Raw genomic sequence first — 16,598 nt, 5'->3', positions numbered from 1 at the left:
TCAACTGCCGGTGCCGGCACCCCAGATCCCGCCCAGGCTGCTCAGCAGCGAACCGCCGACGCCCTGCTGGCCGAGGTATTGCAGGAGCACCGGGGTAAACAGGCCGATCATGCCGCTGTCCATGCCCAGGGCGCTGAAGGCGTTGTTCAGGTCGTTGGTGTTCTTGACGTTACCCAAGGCATTGCCCAGTCCTGCAGCTTTGCCGCTGGAGCCGAGCAGACCGGCCAGTGCACCCAACTCACCGCCGCCCGAGAGCATGTCGATGCCCGGTACGCTTTTGGCCAGTTCCGAGTAGTCTGTCGGACTCAACTGGTTCTTCGCCAGCCCCAGCATCGCCCCGGCGCCGCCGATGGCTTGTTGTGGCGTGATGTTCAATTCACTGAGGGTGCTTAGCAGGTCGGCTGTCTGCGGCGCCGGTGCGGCAGTCGCGGTCGCGTCACCGCCCTTCATGCCCGAAATCGCATTGGCCGCGTCGTTCAGGCTGAACTGTGCAAAGGCCGGGCTGGCGGACAGTGCCAACAGCGAAGCCAGTGCAATACCGCGTGAAATCTTCATCCAGACATCCTCTTGTGCCATGAAACCATCCGAAAACCGGCGGTAAAACTCCCGATTCGACCGGGCATCCTCAATCATGTTCCTTGCCGCGCATCCGTTTTTACACAGGCCACGTATAAGAAACGTGAATCCCTGGATGCCACACGATGAATGGCACGACCGGGCAGCCGGTTGGAAAAGATATCCAAACAAAAACGGCGACCCGAAGGTCGCCGTTTTGTTTGGCCTGCAGTCTTACGCCGCGCTGAACATCTTGTGCGGATCGATCACAAACTTCTTCGGCACGCCGGCATCGAACTCGCCATAGCCCTGCGGCGCCTGATCCAGGCTGATCACCTGAACACCCACCACTTCGGCGATGTTGATGCGGTCCCACATGATCGCCTGCATCAACTGGCGGTTGTACTTCATCACCGGGGTCTGGCCGGTGTGGAAGCTGTGGGATTTGGCCCAGCCCAGACCGAAGCGGATGCTCAGGCTGCCCATTTTCGCGGCAGCGTCGACGGCGCCCGGGTCTTCGGTCACGTAGAGGCCGGGGATGCCGATCTTGCCTGCCACACGCACCACGCCCATCAGCGAGTTGAGCACGGTGGCCGGGGCTTCGTGTTTCACGCCGTCATGGCCATGGCCACGGGCTTCGAAGCCTACGGCGTCGATGGCGCAATCCACTTCCGGTTCGCCCAGCAGTGCGGCGATCTGTTCGTGCAGCGGGGTATCGAGTGACAGGTCGGCGATTTCGAAACCCTGCGCCTTGGCGTGGGCCAGGCGAACGGTGTTGACGTCACCGATGATCACCACCGCCGCACCCAGCAGGCGAGCGGATGCGGCCGCCGCCAGACCGACCGGACCGGCACCGGCGATGTACACGGTGCTACCCGGGCCGACACCAGCGGTCACTGCGCCATGATAGCCGGTCGGCAGGATGTCGGAGAGGCAGGTCAGGTCGCGGATTTTCTCCATGGCCCGGTCGCGATCCGGGAGTTTCAGCAGGTTGAAGTCGGCGTACGGCACCATGGCGTATTCGGCCTGGCCACCGGTCCAGTCGCCCATGTCGACATAACCATAAGCACCGCCCGGACGCGCCGGGTTGACGCTCAGGCAGACACCGGTGTGCATTTCTTTGCAGGAACGGCAGCGCCCGCAAGCCACGTTGAACGGTACGGACACCAGGTCGCCGATATTCAGGTTCTCGACGTCGCTGCCCTTCTCGATCACTTCACCGGTGATCTCATGGCCCAGCACCAGGCCGGTTTGCGCCGTGGTACGCCCGCGCACCATGTGCTGGTCGGAACCACAGATGTTGGTGGATACCACACGCAGGATGACAGCGTGTTCAATCTTCCTGCCGCGCGGGTCCTGCATTTTCGGATAGTCAATACTCTGCACTTCGACCTTGCCAGCGCCGAGATACACCACACCACGATTGCCAGACATGCTTTCACCTCGCTGTTGTTTTTATGGAACCGCGTTGCCCAGGCAGGCAGCGCGTTAAGTACTCGGGTTATTGCCTGTGTGTCTTGTGTTGTCTGTTATGCCGCCATCACGAGCAGGCTCGCTCCCACAGTTGATCTTTGGTGTGAATGAGATTTGTGTGCTGACACAAATCCCTTGTGGGAGCGAGCCTGCTCGCGAAAGCTATCTAGAGAACGACTGTTCTGTTCGCGTTCAAAAACACGCGTCTTTCAATGTGATACCCCACCGCCCGCGCCAGCGTCAGCCCTTCGATATCCCGCCCCTTGGCGATCAGGTCTTCCGGGTAATGGCTGTGGTCCACCGCCTCCACGCCCTGGGCAATGATCGGGCCTTCATCCAGGTCGTTGTTGATGTAATGCGCGGTGGCACCCACCAGTTTCACGCCCTTGTTGTAGGCCTGGTGATAGGGCTTGGCGCCCTTGAACCCGGGCAGTAGGGAGTGGTGAATGTTGATCGCCTTGCCATCGAGCTTGCGGCACAGCTCCGGCGACAGCACTTGCATGTAGCGCGCAAGGATCACCAGTTCCGCACCGGACTCTTCAATGACCTGCCATACCTGACGTTCCTGGGACGGCTTGTCGTTCGGATCCAGCGGGAAGTGGTAGTACGGAATCTGGTGCCAGTCGGCCAGTGGCTTGAGGTCCGGATGGTTGGAGACCACGGCGGCGACGTCCATCGACAACTGGCCGATGCGCTGGCGATAGAGCAAATCGTTGAGGCAGTGATCGGCCTTGGAGACCATGATCACCACTTTCGGCCGATAGTTCGGCGCGGTCAGTTCGAAGATCATGCCGAAGGCTTCACCGCGCTCGGCCAGGCCCGCGCGGAACGACTGCTCGTCGAAACCGTCAGGCTGGCGGAATTCCACACGAATGAAAAAACGGCCCGAGAGCCGGTCATCGAAGGAATGGTGCTCGGTGACGTAGCAGCCCTGCTCGAACAGAAAGCGGGTCACCGCGTCCACGGTGCCGAGCACGCTGGGGCAGTCGGCGGTCAGAATCCATGTGTCTGGGGCGCGGCTCATAGTGCGGTGACTCCTGTTCGAAAATACCTACGCGACTGCGAAGACCTGTGGCGAGGGAGCTTGCTCCCGCTGGGTTGCGAAGCGACCCCAAAATCGCATTCCTTCAGGAAGAATGCGGACTCAGGTTTACGACTGCTTCGCAGCTGAGCGGGACGGTGCGGCGATCCGACAAGCTCCCTCGCCACAAAAGCAGTCATGACACGACACTGAGTTACGCCTGTACGCTCAGGCCATACTCGGCAGAAGCATCCTGCAACCACAGCCACCAGTAATCCGAGAAGCTGCGACGAATAAGCAGTTCCCAGGTGTCTTCGGCGGTGTGACGGATCATCAGTTGCGACTTGGCGAATACCGTGCCGACGGCTTTGCCCACCGGGAAGTTGTTCGGGTGCACGTCGTAGCTGGTGGACTTCATCAGCACCTGGCGTACGTTCGGGCCGCTCAGTTCGAGGAGTTGCTGGCCGCCGCTGACGTTGACGATTGCAATGTGCAAATCGCCCAGCGCTTTGCGCAGTTTTTGCTCAGCGGCAAGTTCCTCACCGGTCGGCACAATCAGCAGCCACTCATCCGGCCCCATCCATTGCAGGCTGGTTTCACCTTTGACGATGACGGTCAGCGCACCCGGCAATTCGATGCCGAGGGCCTTGTGCACACCGGCGGCAAACGCGGCATCGTGGCCATCGCCCCGGATGGTCAGGTGGCCGAGGAGTTTTTTCTCACGCACGGTCACGCCGGCGTTCTTGCGGCCCTTGCCCACCAGGCTGGCGAGGTCGGCGTGATGCAGCGACGACTCGGCCTTGGCCCCGGAGGTTGGGCGTTGTTGGTAAACATTGGCTGCGGTCATAAAGCACCTTTCCTGAATTCTGTTGGTTCCGGCCTTGTGGTGGCTGCACTACCGCCTTCGCGAGCAAGGCGAATCGTCGCACCGCCGCTCCCACATTTGACCGCATTCCCCTGTGGGAGCGGGCTTGCTCGCGAATGGGCCGACTCGGTGTCATTGCCCACTCACAAGCCTTGAAGCCATCAAACGTTCTGGCGTTCGCCCTTCGGATCGAAGAACACCGAAGAAACGATTTCCGCCTCGATCACGCTGCCGTCGGCCAGCGGAGCGAACACTCGCTCGCCCATCCGCTGCAACCCGCCCTTGACCACGCCCATGGCGAACGAATAGCCCAGGGAGTTGTGCAGGTAACTGGAAGTCACGTGACCAACCATGGTCATCGGGATGGCTTGCTTGGTGTTGAACACCAGTTGCGCGCCTTCCGGCAGCCATTTGTTCGGATCGATCGGCTTCAGGCCAACCAGCTGTTTGCGCTGATCACGCACACAGTCTTCACGGTTCATGCCACGCCAGCCGATCCACGAGAACGGTTTGGTGCGACCGACACACCAGCCCATATTCAGGTCGTCCGGGGTCATCGAGCTGTCAGTGTCCTGACCGACGATGATGAAGCCCTTCTCGGCCCGCAGCACGTGCATGGTTTCAGTGCCGTACGGGGTCAGGTTGTACTTCTTGCCGGCATCGACGATTTTTTCCAGCACACCCATGGCGTAGTCGGCTTGCACGTTGACTTCGTACGACAGTTCACCGGTAAACGAAATCCGGAATACCCGCGCCGGCACACCACCCACCAGACCTTCTTTCCAGGTCATGAACGGGAAGGCTTCGTTGCTCAGATCGATGTCGGTGACTTCAGCGAGCAGCTTGCGGCTGTTCGGCCCGGACAGGGTCATGGTCGCCCAGTGGTCGGTGACGGAGGTGAAGTACACCTTCATGTCCGGCCATTCGGTCTGGTGGTACAGCTCCAGCCACTGAAGCACGCGAGCCGCGCCGCCAGTGGTGGTGGTCATGACGAAATGGTTGTCGGCCAGGCAAGCCGTCACGCCGTCGTCGAAGACCATGCCGTCTTCTTTGCACATCAGGCCGTAACGCGCCTTGCCCACATCGAGCTTGGTCCAGGCGTTGGTGTAGACGCGGTTGAGGAACTCACGCGTATCCGGGCCCTGGATGTCGATTTTGCCGAGGGTCGAAGCATCCAGCAGGCCGACGCTGTCGCGCACAGCTTTGCATTCGCGCTTCACGGCGGCATGCAGGTCTTCACCGGATTTAGGGAAGTACCATGGACGTTTCCACTGGCCCACGTCTTCGAACTCGGCGCCGTTTTTCAGGTGCCATTGATGCAGTGCGGTGTAACGCACTGGCTCGAAGATGTGCCCACAGTGGCGACCGGCTACGGCGCCGAAAGTCACCGGCGTGTAGTTCGGGCGGAACATGGTGGTGCCCATCTGCGGGATGGTCACGTTCAGCGAGCGGGCAGCGATGGCCAGGCCGTTGACGTTACCGAGCTTGCCCTGATCGGTGCCGAAGCCCAGCGCGGTGTAACGCTTGACGTGCTCGACCGACTCGAAGCCCTCGCGGGTCGCCAGTTCGATGGCGGCGGCGGTGACGTCGTTTTGCAGGTCGACGAATTGCTTCGGCGCCCGTGCGGTGTTCTTTTCATGGGGCACCTGGAACAGCGCCAGGGTCGGCTCTTCGAGACGGCTCAGGGCTTTGGGCAGCACGCCTTCAACCGACTGGAAGCCAGCTTCGGCAGCAGCGCGAACGCCACCTTCAAAACCGTCGGCCAGGGAATCGCCGAGGCCGTAGACGCCGTTGATGCCACCGACGCACACGCGTTTCTGCGGTGCTTCGCCCGGTACGAAACCGAGGATGTCTTCGCGCCAGGTCGGCTTGCCGCCCAAGTGCGAAGCCAGGTGAACCACCGGGCTGTAGCCGCCGGAGCTGGCCACCACGTCGCATTCAAGCCATTCGCCTGGGCTGGTCACCGTGTGGGCTTTGACATCGATGGCGGCCACACGGGCAGCGGTCACGCGTTTGCTGCCACGGGCCTCGATCACGGCGCTGCCGGTGAGGATACGGATGCCTTTGGCACGGGCTTCTTCCACCAGCGCACCACGCGGATTGCTGCGGGCGTCGGCGATGGCCACCACTTGCAGGCTGGCATCGAGCCAATCCAGGGCAACGCGGTAGGCGTGGTCGTTGTTGGTCGACAGCACCAGCTTCTTGCCCGGTGCCACGCCGTAACGACGCACATAAGTCGAGATGGCGCCGGCGAGCATGTTGCCCGGCACGTCGTTGTTGCCGTAGACCAGTGGACGCTCGTGAGCGCCGGTTGCCAGTACCACGCGATTGGCGCGGACCCGGTGAATGCGCTGACGCACCTGGCCAATCGGTGCGCGGTCGCCGAGGTGATCGGTCAGGCGCTCGTGAATGGTCAGGAAGTTGTGGTCGTGGTAGCCGTTTACTGTGGCGCGCGGCAACAGCAGCACGTCCGGGGTGTTCTTCAGCTCGTCGATGACGCTGGCCACCCACTCCATCGCAGGCTTGCCGTCGAGGCTTTCGCGGGAGTCGAGCAAGCTGCCGCCGAACTCTTCCTGTTCGTCAGCCAGAATTACACGGGCACCGCTGCGCGCAGCGGCCAGTGCAGCGGCCAGACCTGCAGGGCCGGCACCGACGATCAGCACGTCGCAGTGCTGGTTCATGTAGTCGTAGGTGTCCGGATCGTTCTCGGTCGGCGAGCGGCCAAGGCCGGCAGCCTTGCGGATGTACTTCTCGTAGGTCATCCAGAACGATTGCGGGTACATGAAAGTTTTGTAGTAGAAGCCCGGTGGCATCAGCTTGCCGCCGACCTTGCCGAGAATCCCCATCATGTCGTTGTTCACGCTCGGCCAGCCGTTGGTGCTGGTGGCGACCAGGCCCTGATACAGCGCCTGTTGCGTGGCGCGCACGTTCGGGATCTGCGTGGCTTCGGTGGCGCCGATCTGCAGCACCGCGTTCGGCTCTTCAGCGCCCGCAGCGAAGATGCCGCGCGGACGGGAATACTTGAAACTGCGACCGATGATATCGACGCCGTTGGCCAGCAGTGCAGCGGCCAGGGAATCGCCTTCGAAGCCTTTGTAGTTCTGGCCGTTGAAGGTGAAGGTCAAGACTTTGTTGCGGTCGATCCGTCCGCCATTGGACAGGCGATTGATCTGGCTCATACCTTCTCTCCCAGAGCCGTGCTGGCCGCTTTCGGGCTATCGGTCTTGTCGGTGAATTGTGGCTTGGTGCCGATCTTGTAGGTTTCGAGAATCTCGTAGGTCACGGTGTCGCGGGTGACGTTGAAGTACTGACGGCAACCGGCGACGTGATCCCACAGCTCGTGGTGCAGACCGCGCGGGTTATCGCGGAAGAACATGTAGTCGCCCCACTCCTCGTCGGTGCAGGTGTTCGGATCCAGTGGACGCGGGATGTGCGCCTGGCCGGATGCATGGAATTCCTCTTCGGAGCGCAGTTCGCCGCAGTGAGGACAGAAGATATGCAACATGGGGATTTCTCCTGTTAGTGGGCAACCGCAGCAGCGCCGTGTTCATCGATCAACGCACCGTTGTGGAAACGGTCGATGGAGAAAGGTGCGGCCAGTGGGTGCATTTCACCCTTGGCCAGGCTCGCAGCAAACACGTTGCCCGAGCCAGGTGTAGCCTTGAAGCCACCGGTGCCCCAACCGCAGTTGAAGAACATGTTCGGTACCGGGGTTTTCGAAATGATCGGGCAGGCATCCGGCGTGGTGTCGACGATGCCGCCCCACTGACGGTTCATGCGTACGCGCGACAGCACCGGGAACATCTCGACGATGGCCTGGATGGTGTGCTCGATCACCGGGTACGAACCACGCTGGCCATAGCCGTTGTAGCCGTCGATACCGGCGCCGATCACCAGGTCGCCCTTGTCGGACTGGCTGATGTAACCGTGTACGGCGTTGGACATGATCACGCTGTCGATAATCGGTTTGATCGGCTCGGACACCAGCGCTTGCAGCGGGTGGGATTCGATCGGCAGGCGGAAACCGGCGAGCTTGGCCATGTGCCCGGAGTTACCGGCGGTCACTACGCCGACGCGCTTGGCGCCGATGAAGCCCTTGTTGGTTTCAACGCCGATGCACACGCCGTTTTCCTTGCGGAAACCGATCACTTCGGTCTGCTGGATCAGGTCCACGCCGAGGGCGTCAGCGGCCCGGGCAAAGCCCCAGGCCACGGCATCGTGACGGGCCACGCCGCCGCGACGCTGGACGGTGGCACCCATCACCGGGTAGCGGGTGTTCTTGGAGCAGTCGAGGTACGGAATCTCGTCGGCAACCTGCTTGGCATCGAGCAGTTCACCGTCCACGCCGTTGAGGCGGTTGGCGCTGACCCGACGCTCGGAATCACGGATGTCCTGCAGGGTGTGGCACAGGTTGTAGACGCCGCGCTGGGAGAACATCACGTTGTAGTTCAGGTCCTGGGACAGGCCTTCCCACAGTTTCATCGCGTGTTCGTACAGGTGCGCCGATTCGTCCCACAGGTAGTTGGAACGAACGATGGTGGTGTTGCGCGCGGTGTTACCGCCGCCCAGCCAGCCTTTCTCGACCACGGCCACGTTGGTGATGCCGTGTTCCTTGGCCAGGTAGTAGGCCGTTGCGAGACCATGCCCGCCACCACCGACGATGACCACGTCGTAGACCTTTTTAGGGGTCGGCGTGCGCCACATTTTCTGCCAGTTTTCATGATGGCTGAGAGAGTGTTTGAAGAGGCCGAAGCCCGAGTAGCGTTGCATAGTCATTTACTCCAAAACCGCACTCAGCGATAAACCGGGAAGTCCGCGCACAGGGCTGCCACTTGCCCGGCGACATTGGCCTCGACATCGGCGTCGCCGAGGTTGTCGAGGATGTCGCAGATCCAGCCGGCCAGCGTGACGCACTGGGTCACCTTGAAGCCGCGCGTGGTGACCGCCGGGGTGCCGATGCGCAGGCCGGAGGTCACGAACGGCGACTGTGGATCGTTCGGGACAGCGTTCTTGTTCACAGTGATGTGGGCGCGACCGAGGGCGGCATCCGCCTCTTTGCCGGTCAGACCCTGACGGATCAGGCTGACCAGGAACAGGTGGTTGTCGGTACCGCCGGACACTACATCGTAGCCGCGTTTGATAAACACGCCGGCCATGGCCTGGGCGTTGTCGATCACTTGTTGCTGGTAAACCTTGAAGCCAGGCTCCAGCGCTTCCTTGAAGCACACTGCCTTACCGGCGATCACGTGCATCAGCGGGCCGCCCTGGGCACCCGGGAAAACTGCCGCGTTGAGCTTCTTCTCGATTTCTTCGTTGGACTTGGCCAGGATCAGGCCGCCACGCGGACCGCGCAGGGTCTTGTGGGTAGTGGTGGTGACCACATCGGCGTAAGGCAGCGGGTTCGGGTACAGGCCGGCAGCGACCAGACCGGCAACGTGGGCCATGTCGACGAACAGCAGGGCACCGACCTTGTCGGCGATCTGGCGGAAGCGCGGGAAGTCGAGGGTCTTGGAGTAGGCCGAGAAGCCGGCGACGATCATCTTCGGCTTGCACTCGACGGCCAGGCGCTCGACTTCGTCGTAATCGATCAGACCGGTTTTGGTGTCGATACCGTACTGCACGGCGTTGTACAGCTTGCCCGAGGACGACACTTTGGCGCCGTGGGTCAGGTGACCGCCGTGGGCCAGGCTCATGCCGAGGATGGTGTCGCCGGCTTGCAGCAGGGCCAGGTATACGGCGCTATTGGCTGAGGAACCGGAGTGCGGCTGCACGTTGGCGTAATCGGCGCCGAACAGTTGCTTGGCGCGCTCGATGGCCAGCGCCTCAACCTTGTCGACGTGCTCGCAACCGCCATAGTAGCGCTTGCCCGGATAGCCTTCGGCGTATTTGTTGGTCAGGCCGCTGCCTTGCGCTTCCATCACGCGCTTGCTGGTGTAGTTCTCCGACGCGATCAGCTCGATGTGATCTTCCTGACGTTGCTCCTCGGCATTCATCGCCGCCAGCAGTGCATCGTCGTAACCCTGGATCTGGTCTTGCTTGCTGAACATCGCGTCTCTCCCAGCGGCGGCGGTGCGCCATTCGTCTCGGTGAGGCACTGGTTTTTCGGCAGTGCCCTTTGAATGCGATGGTATGACTGGCTTGGAGTCGTCAAATGCCTATGGACGCCACGCAAAGGTGCGTTTACGACATGGCGGGAAATGGCTGGGCTGAGGATATCTCTGTGGCGAGGGGGCTTGCCCCCGTTCGGCTGCGAAGCAGTCGCAAATCCGGCAGGCGTGGTGTACCTGAAAAAAACGCTGTTTCAGCATTCGGGGCCGCTACGCAGCCCAACGGGGGCAAGCCCCCTCGCCACAAAAGCAGAGTCAGGCAATGAGTTGGCGCAGGGCTAGCAACAACAGGAAATGCACCGGATACAGCGCATACGCCCAGCGCCGCATCGGCGGTGGTTTTACGCCTGTTGCATGTCGCAACAAGAACAGCCCGAGCCATGGCGCAATCAGGCACGTGACCATGGCCGGAATCGCCGCGACATTGCCCAGGCGAGCCGCGTAATACAGCACCTGCCACTGATTGCCCGCCAGGCACACCAACCCCGCCATCAGCGCGAAGTACCAGGGCCGTTGCAGTACCAGCAGCATCGCCAGCGGTAACAGAACGCCAAAGAAACCGAACATCAATCGCTGGGAGAAAAACCCTGCCAGCAGCACCGCGCCCACCGCCAACAGGCGCGACACAAGCACCGGCTGCTGCCAGCCACGAACCACCAGCAAGCCCAGGGCAAGGGTGGGCAGCACGTTCAAGGTGTCCGGATTGGGAATGTACATCCGGTAAGGAATTTCACTCACCGCGCTAAACAGCAACAACCAGCCCAGATAGCGCCATTGGCCGCCGGTCGTCGTCCGCACGCGCGCCAGATTGGCCGCCATCGCCAGGCAGAACCACGGAAACGCCAAACGCCCCGGCACATACAACAGATCGGCGGAATAACCGACATATCGCAGGTGATCGATCACCATGCAGAGCAGCGCCAGCCACTTGAGCAGATCCAGTGCCCCGTCGCGCTGCTTTAAGTGCATAGTCACGTGCATAATTGCCCTTCGACTGTGTATGTTCCTGACAGCGACATCCTGTGCGCTCCACCTGACGATCTTGGGTACAGTGCGCACCCTCATTGACCACGGGACGCTTCACCATAGGCATCTCGACCACGGAAGCAGGCCATGACCGACAAGAGCCAACAATTCGCCAGCGACAACTATTCCGGCATCTGCCCTGAAGCCTGGGCGGCCATGGAACAGGCCAACCACGGCCACCAGCGCGCATACGGCGACGACGAGTGGACCGCCCGCGCGTCCGATGATTTCCGCAAACTGTTTGCAACCGACTGCGAAGTGTTTTTCGCCTTCAACGGCACCGCCGCCAACTCGCTGGCGCTGTCGTCGCTGTGCCAGAGTTACCACAGCGTGATCTGCTCGGAAACCGCCCACGTCGAAACCGACGAATGCGGCGCACCGGAATTCTTCTCCAACGGCTCCAAACTGCTGATCGCCCGCACTGAAAACGGCAAGCTGACCCCGGAATCGATCCGCGAGGTCGCGCTCAAGCGCCAGGACATCCACTACCCGAAACCTCGCGTCGTGACCCTGACCCAGGCCACCGAAGTCGGCAGCGTCTACACCCCGGACGAAATCCGCGCCATCAGCGCCACCTGCAAAGAGCTGGGCTTGAACCTGCACATGGACGGCGCACGGTTCTCCAACGCCTGCGCCTTCCTCGGCTGCACCCCGGCTGACCTGACCTGGAAGGCCGGCGTCGACGTGCTGTGCTTTGGCGGCACGAAAAACGGCATGGCCGTGGGCGAGGCGATCCTGTTCTTCAACCAAAAACTGGCTGAAGACTTCGACTACCGCTGCAAGCAGGCCGGGCAACTGGCATCGAAGATGCGCTTTCTGTCAGCACCCTGGGTCGGCATCCTGAAAAACGACACCTGGCTCAAATACGCCCGCCACGCTAACCACTGCGCGCAATTGCTGGCCGAACTGGTCAGCGACATTCCCGGCGTGGAACTGATGTTCCCGGTACAGGCCAACGGCGTGTTCCTGCAACTGTCGGAACCGGCCATCGCCGCACTGACCGCCAAGGGCTGGCGCTTCTACACCTTCATCGGCAACGGCGGCGCACGCTTCATGTGCTCGTGGGACACCGAGGAAGAGCGGGTGCGTGAATTGGCGAAAGATATTCGTGAAGTGATGAGCGCCTGAATCTGGCACCAGCAGCGGCAGGCGCATCCGGATTGCGTCGCGCCGCTCATCAGAACTGTTATTTCTGACAGTTCAACTACTCTGCAATGCTGGCGTATCGTCGGAACACCTGAAAAGGTTACGCAGTCTTTCAGGAACAAGGCCCGTCGAACATTCGGCGCAAACGCTGTTCCAGTAGAGAGCGATCAAAATGAACGATCAATCACAGGGTGTGCTTCTGACAAGTACTGCTACAGAAGTTGAAAGAGATGAATTTTTAAAGATTGTGAACATCGGCGACACAATTAAACATCACGACAATTCAGAATCCATTGTTGTAAAAAAGGTTTTCGTGCAACAGATGTCAAATAATTACAAAATCGAGGTCTCCTCAGAAAGGCCGTAAATTATCGCTCCAATGCTCCGCGTCAAAGCCCTCTAGACGCGGAGCCCATCAAACGTCTTCTACAGTAGACCCCTCCGTTTCACCTTACCCACTACAACACTTCGCGGATCCCGAAACGACCTCCGCCAAAGGGTGAAGGTCACTTTTGTCCGCTCGCGCCATCAGGCTTCGTCTACATTCTCTGTCGAGCTCGTCCGCTCATATAACAACAATCAGGAGCGTGTACATGTCATTGCAAGGCAAAACCCTGTTCATCACCGGCGCCAGCCGCGGTATTGGCCGCGAGATCGCGCTGCGGGCCGCACGCGATGGGGCCAACATTGTGATCGCCGCCAAAAGTGCCGAACCCCACCCCAAGCTGCCAGGCACGATTTTCAGCGTGGCCCAGGAAGTGGAAGCCGCGGGCGGCAAGGCTTTGGCCTTGCAGGTAGATGTACGTGAGGAGGATACCGTCCGTGAGGCGCTGGCCCAGGCCAACGAACATTTCGGCAGCATTGATGCACTGATCAACAACGCCGGGGCGATCAAGCTGACCGGGGTCCAGCACCTTGAACTCAAGCGCTTTGACCTGATGCACCAGATCAACACCCGCGCCGTATTGCTGTGCAGCCAGGCTGCGTTGCCGTACCTGAAGAAGTCCAGCGGCCACATCCTCAACCTGTCCCCGCCGTTGAACCTGGCCACCAAGTGGTTCGCCCAGTACAGCCCCTACACCGTCACCAAGTACGGCATGAGCATGCTGACCCTGGGCATGAGTGAGGAATTCAAGAACTATGGCATCAGCGTCAACTCGCTGTGGCCACAGACGATGATCGCCACCGCTGCCATCGAGTTTCAGCTGGGGTCGAGGGAATCGTTCAAGCATGCGCGCCTGCCTGCGATCATGGCCGATGCCGCGCATGTGATTCTGATCAGCGCAAACCGCAGCTTGACCGGGCGTTTGCTGATTGATGAGGAGATACTGCGGGAAAGCGGTGTGACGGAGTTCGAACACTATCGGTTCGCGCCCGACAGCAGCGACAAGCTGATGACGGATCTGTTTGTGGATTGAAACACCAATCATTGTAGGAGCGGGCTTGCCCGCGAAAGCGTCAGGTCAATCGACATCTTTGCGTCTGACATACCGCTTTCGCGAGCAAGCTCGCTCCTACAAGGGATCCCGAATCAATATTCGATCCGCACATCGCCTTTCGGCACGCTGCAGCACGACAGAATGAACCCATCCGCTTCGTCTTCTTCAGTGATCCCGCCGTTGTGATCCATCTCCACTTCACCACCCAGCTTCAACACCTTGCACGTCCCACAAATCCCCATGCCGCAGGCTTTGGGAATCATCAGGCCGACCTTGGCCGCCGCTGCATGCACGGTCTCACCCGGGGCCACGCGGATGCTCTTGCCGGAGGTGGTGAATTCCACTTGATGCAAATCCGCGGCGTCGACTTCCGGTGCCTCGGCCGCTTGTTCGGCGTGTTCCACGGCGTCAGCGCGCGCCTCTGGCGGGGTCGCACCGAAGGATTCTTCGTGATAACGCGACATGTCGAAGCCAGCGGCTTCCAGCAAGCGCTTGACCGCATTCATATACGGTGTCGGGCCGCAGCAGAATACTTCGCGCTCAAGGAAGTCAGGCGCCATCAATTCAAGCATTCTGTGGTTCAGGTAACCGCGATAACCGGCCCAGGGCTCACCCATACCGTGCTTCTCGCAGATCAGGTGCAGGCTGAAGTTGTCGATCCGCGACGCCATGTGTTCCAGCTCACGGTGGTAAATGATGTCTTTAGGCGAACGGGCGCTGTGGATAAACACCATGTCGACATTGCCGTTGGTGTCGTAGAACCAGCGCGCCATGGACATGACCGGCGTGATACCAACGCCGCCGCTTAAGTAGAGTACCTTCGGCGCGGTGAAGTCCATGGCATTGAACAGCCCGACCGGCCCGTGCACTGCCAGCTCCTGGCCTTCGTGCAGGGTGTCGTGCAGCCAATTGGACACCTTGCCGCCCGGCACACGCTTGATGGTCACCGAAAAGCTGTACGGCACCGATGGTGAGCTGGAAATGGTGTACGAACGCATGATCGGCTGGCCTTCAATCTCCAGCTCCAGGGTGACAAACTGCCCCGGTTTGAAGAAAAACAGGATCGGCTGGTCGGCCATGAAGCAAAAGGTGCGCACATCCCAGGTTTCCTGGATGACTTTGACGCAACGGACGATGTGTCGACCATTGGCCCAGGTCTGGGTGGTTACCGGATTCAGGAAACTATTGGACATGCTGATCTCCACGGCCGACTGTCGGCCTTCATGTTGGCGATTCTGCGTATAGCGCGAACCACCCATTTACCTATCTGCGACATTGACATGCTTATCGCGACCAGCCCCCAACGACCGGGGCTTGCGCGTCGGGAACAGATTGCACCATGTCGCCCATGGATAAGGTTCTGGCCAGCGCCGGCCCCACACTCGCCCCATACCAAGACACAACCATTACACCTTGCGTAGCAACCCTGATCAGCCACTTTCGCCGGCCACACAGAATGGCCTTGAGGATTAAATGATGGACGTCACTACTACCCTGAGCCTGGGCGATCCGCTGGAACCCGCACGCAAGGCCACCGCACAGATGCTGCAAGAGCGCGAGCGCACGTTCTCGCTGCCGCAGCCGTTTTACTCCGACGAGCGCCTGTTTGATATCGACATGCAGGAAATCTTTCAGAAAGAGTGGTTGATCGCCGGCATGACCTGCGAAATCCCTACCAAGGGCAACTACCTGACCCTGCAGATCGGCAAGAACCCGATCATCGTGATCCGTGGCGCCGAAGGCGTGGTGCATGCGTTCCACAACGTCTGCCGCCACCGTGGCTCGCGCCTGTGCACCAGCGACAAGGGCAAGGTCGCCAAGCTGGTTTGCCACTACCACCAGTGGACCTACGAACTCGACGGCCGCCTGCTATTCGCCGGCACCGAAATGGGCGCCGACTTCGACATGAAAGAGTACGGCCTCAAGCCGGTGAACGTGAAGACCGCCGGCGGCTACATCTTCATCAGCCTGGCGGAAAACCCGCCGGCCATCGATGACTTCCTGTCGACGCTCAACCACTACATGGAACCGTACGACATGGAGAACACCAAGGTGGCGGTGCAAACCACCTTGATGGAAAAGGCCAACTGGAAACTGGTGCTGGAAAACAACCGCGAGTGCTACCACTGCAACGCGTCGCACCCGGAACTGCTGAAAACCCTGCTGGAGTGGGACGACGTCACCGACCCGCGCGCCGACCAGGCCTTCAAGGACCACGTAGCCGCCTCCGCCGCTGCCTGGGAAGCCGAGAAGATCCCTTACGCCCACGCCAGCTTCGGCCTGCGTAACCGCATCGTGCGCATGCCGCTGCTCAAGGGCACCGTGTCGATGACCATGGACGGCAAGCAGGGCTGCGCCAAGCTGATGGGCCGCATCCAGAACCCGGACCTGGGCTCGATGCGCATCCTGCACCTGCCGCACTCCTGGAACCACTGCATGGGCGACCACATCATCGTGTTCACCGTGTGGCCGATCAGCGCCCAGGAAACCATGGTCACCACCAAATGGATCGTGCACAAGGACGCGGTCGAAGGCGTGGACTACGACGTGGAGCGCATGCGCCAGGTCTGGGACGCCACCAACGACCAGGACCGTCGCCTGGCCGAAGAGAACCAGCGCGGCATCAACTCCACCGCGTACCAGCCTGGTCCGTACTCCAAGACCTATGAGTTCGGCGTGGTGAACTTCGTGGACTGGTACAGCGAGCGTCTGCTGAGCAACCTGGGGGCCGAGCCTGCGCCGTACCTCAAGGGTGTCCCGGTTAGCGGCTAAACATCAAAAGCATCGCGAGCAGGCTCGCTCCTACAGTGGATCGGTGGTGTACACAAACTCTGTGAACGACACCAATCGAATGTAGGAGAGAGCCTGCTCGCGATGGCGCCCTCAGCATCAACACAGTCCTCACGGTAATTCCTCTCCCTATTAGAACTGTACGAAATATGACCTATCTCGTTCAGGCCTATGCC

At 60.6% G+C, this 16,598-nt stretch carries 13 protein-coding genes; 3 read left to right on the top strand and 10 right to left on the bottom strand.

Annotated features, from left to right (window positions below; all coding sequences use genetic code 11):
* From KGA85_RS18930 to KGA85_RS18890, 9 genes are all read right to left on the bottom strand, one after another.
* Positions 1-555, bottom strand: coding sequence for a DUF2780 domain-containing protein (locus tag KGA85_RS18930; protein ID WP_223460416.1), 555 nt, complete (start codon positions 553-555; stop codon positions 1-3).
* Positions 556-789: 234 nt separating this feature from the next.
* Positions 790-1,989, bottom strand: a complete 1,200-nt coding sequence (gene fdhA / locus KGA85_RS18925) for a formaldehyde dehydrogenase, glutathione-independent (RefSeq protein WP_223460418.1) — start codon at positions 1,987-1,989, stop codon at positions 790-792.
* 205 nt (positions 1,990-2,194) lie between these two features.
* Positions 2,195-3,052 (bottom strand): formyltetrahydrofolate deformylase, encoded by an 858-nt coding sequence (gene purU / locus KGA85_RS18920; RefSeq protein ID WP_007981374.1) that lies wholly within the window; start codon positions 3,050-3,052, stop codon positions 2,195-2,197.
* A gap of 211 nt (positions 3,053-3,263) precedes the next feature.
* Positions 3,264-3,896, bottom strand: a complete 633-nt coding sequence (locus KGA85_RS18915) for a sarcosine oxidase subunit gamma (RefSeq protein WP_126047958.1) — start codon at positions 3,894-3,896, stop codon at positions 3,264-3,266.
* A 179-nt stretch (positions 3,897-4,075) separates the two neighbouring features.
* Positions 4,076-7,093, bottom strand: coding sequence for a sarcosine oxidase subunit alpha (locus KGA85_RS18910; RefSeq protein WP_223460420.1), 3,018 nt, complete (start codon positions 7,091-7,093; stop codon positions 4,076-4,078).
* Positions 7,090-7,419: a sarcosine oxidase subunit delta gene (locus tag KGA85_RS18905; protein WP_046039383.1), complete on the bottom strand. Its 330-nt coding sequence runs from the start codon at positions 7,417-7,419 to the stop codon at positions 7,090-7,092. Before KGA85_RS18905 ends, KGA85_RS18910 begins: the two co-directional genes overlap by 4 nt.
* A 14-nt stretch (positions 7,420-7,433) precedes the next feature.
* Positions 7,434-8,684, bottom strand: a complete 1,251-nt coding sequence (locus tag KGA85_RS18900) for a sarcosine oxidase subunit beta (protein WP_007947735.1) — start codon at positions 8,682-8,684, stop codon at positions 7,434-7,436.
* A 23-nt stretch (positions 8,685-8,707) separates the two neighbouring features.
* Entirely contained in the window at positions 8,708-9,961 is a 1,254-nt protein-coding gene (gene glyA / locus KGA85_RS18895) for a serine hydroxymethyltransferase (protein WP_223460422.1), read from the bottom strand.
* A gap of 315 nt (positions 9,962-10,276) precedes the next feature.
* Positions 10,277-10,990, bottom strand: coding sequence for a TraX family protein (locus KGA85_RS18890; RefSeq protein ID WP_223460608.1), 714 nt, complete (start codon positions 10,988-10,990; stop codon positions 10,277-10,279).
* A 144-nt stretch (positions 10,991-11,134) separates the two neighbouring features.
* Here KGA85_RS18890 and KGA85_RS18885 point away from each other — a divergent pair, with 144 nt between their 5' ends.
* Positions 11,135-12,175, top strand: coding sequence for a low specificity L-threonine aldolase (locus KGA85_RS18885; protein WP_223460424.1), 1,041 nt, complete (start codon positions 11,135-11,137; stop codon positions 12,173-12,175).
* A gap of 611 nt (positions 12,176-12,786) precedes the next feature.
* Positions 12,787-13,611: an SDR family oxidoreductase gene (locus KGA85_RS18880; RefSeq protein WP_223460426.1), complete on the top strand. Its 825-nt coding sequence runs from the start codon at positions 12,787-12,789 to the stop codon at positions 13,609-13,611.
* 113 nt (positions 13,612-13,724) lie between these two features.
* Here KGA85_RS18880 and gbcB read toward each other — a convergent pair whose 3' ends face one another.
* Complete coding sequence (gene gbcB / locus KGA85_RS18875; RefSeq protein WP_223460428.1) at positions 13,725-14,825, bottom strand: glycine-betaine demethylase subunit GbcB; 1,101 nt, start codon at positions 14,823-14,825, stop codon at positions 13,725-13,727.
* Positions 14,826-15,108: 283 nt separating this feature from the next.
* On the opposite strand from gbcB, the gene gbcA reads away from it, so the two are divergent.
* Positions 15,109-16,404 carry a glycine-betaine demethylase subunit GbcA gene (gbcA, locus tag KGA85_RS18870; RefSeq protein WP_046039375.1) on the top strand — a complete coding sequence of 432 codons (1,296 nt, stop codon included), beginning with the start codon at positions 15,109-15,111 and terminating at the stop codon, positions 16,402-16,404.
* Positions 16,405-16,598 lie beyond the last annotated feature (194 nt).

This window comes from Pseudomonas sp. GL-B-12, assembly GCF_019955895.1.
Lineage (GTDB): Bacteria > Pseudomonadota > Gammaproteobacteria > Pseudomonadales > Pseudomonadaceae > Aquipseudomonas.
The sequence above is the reverse complement of the archived record's forward strand: the minus strand, read 5'-3'. Positions and strand labels throughout refer to the sequence as shown.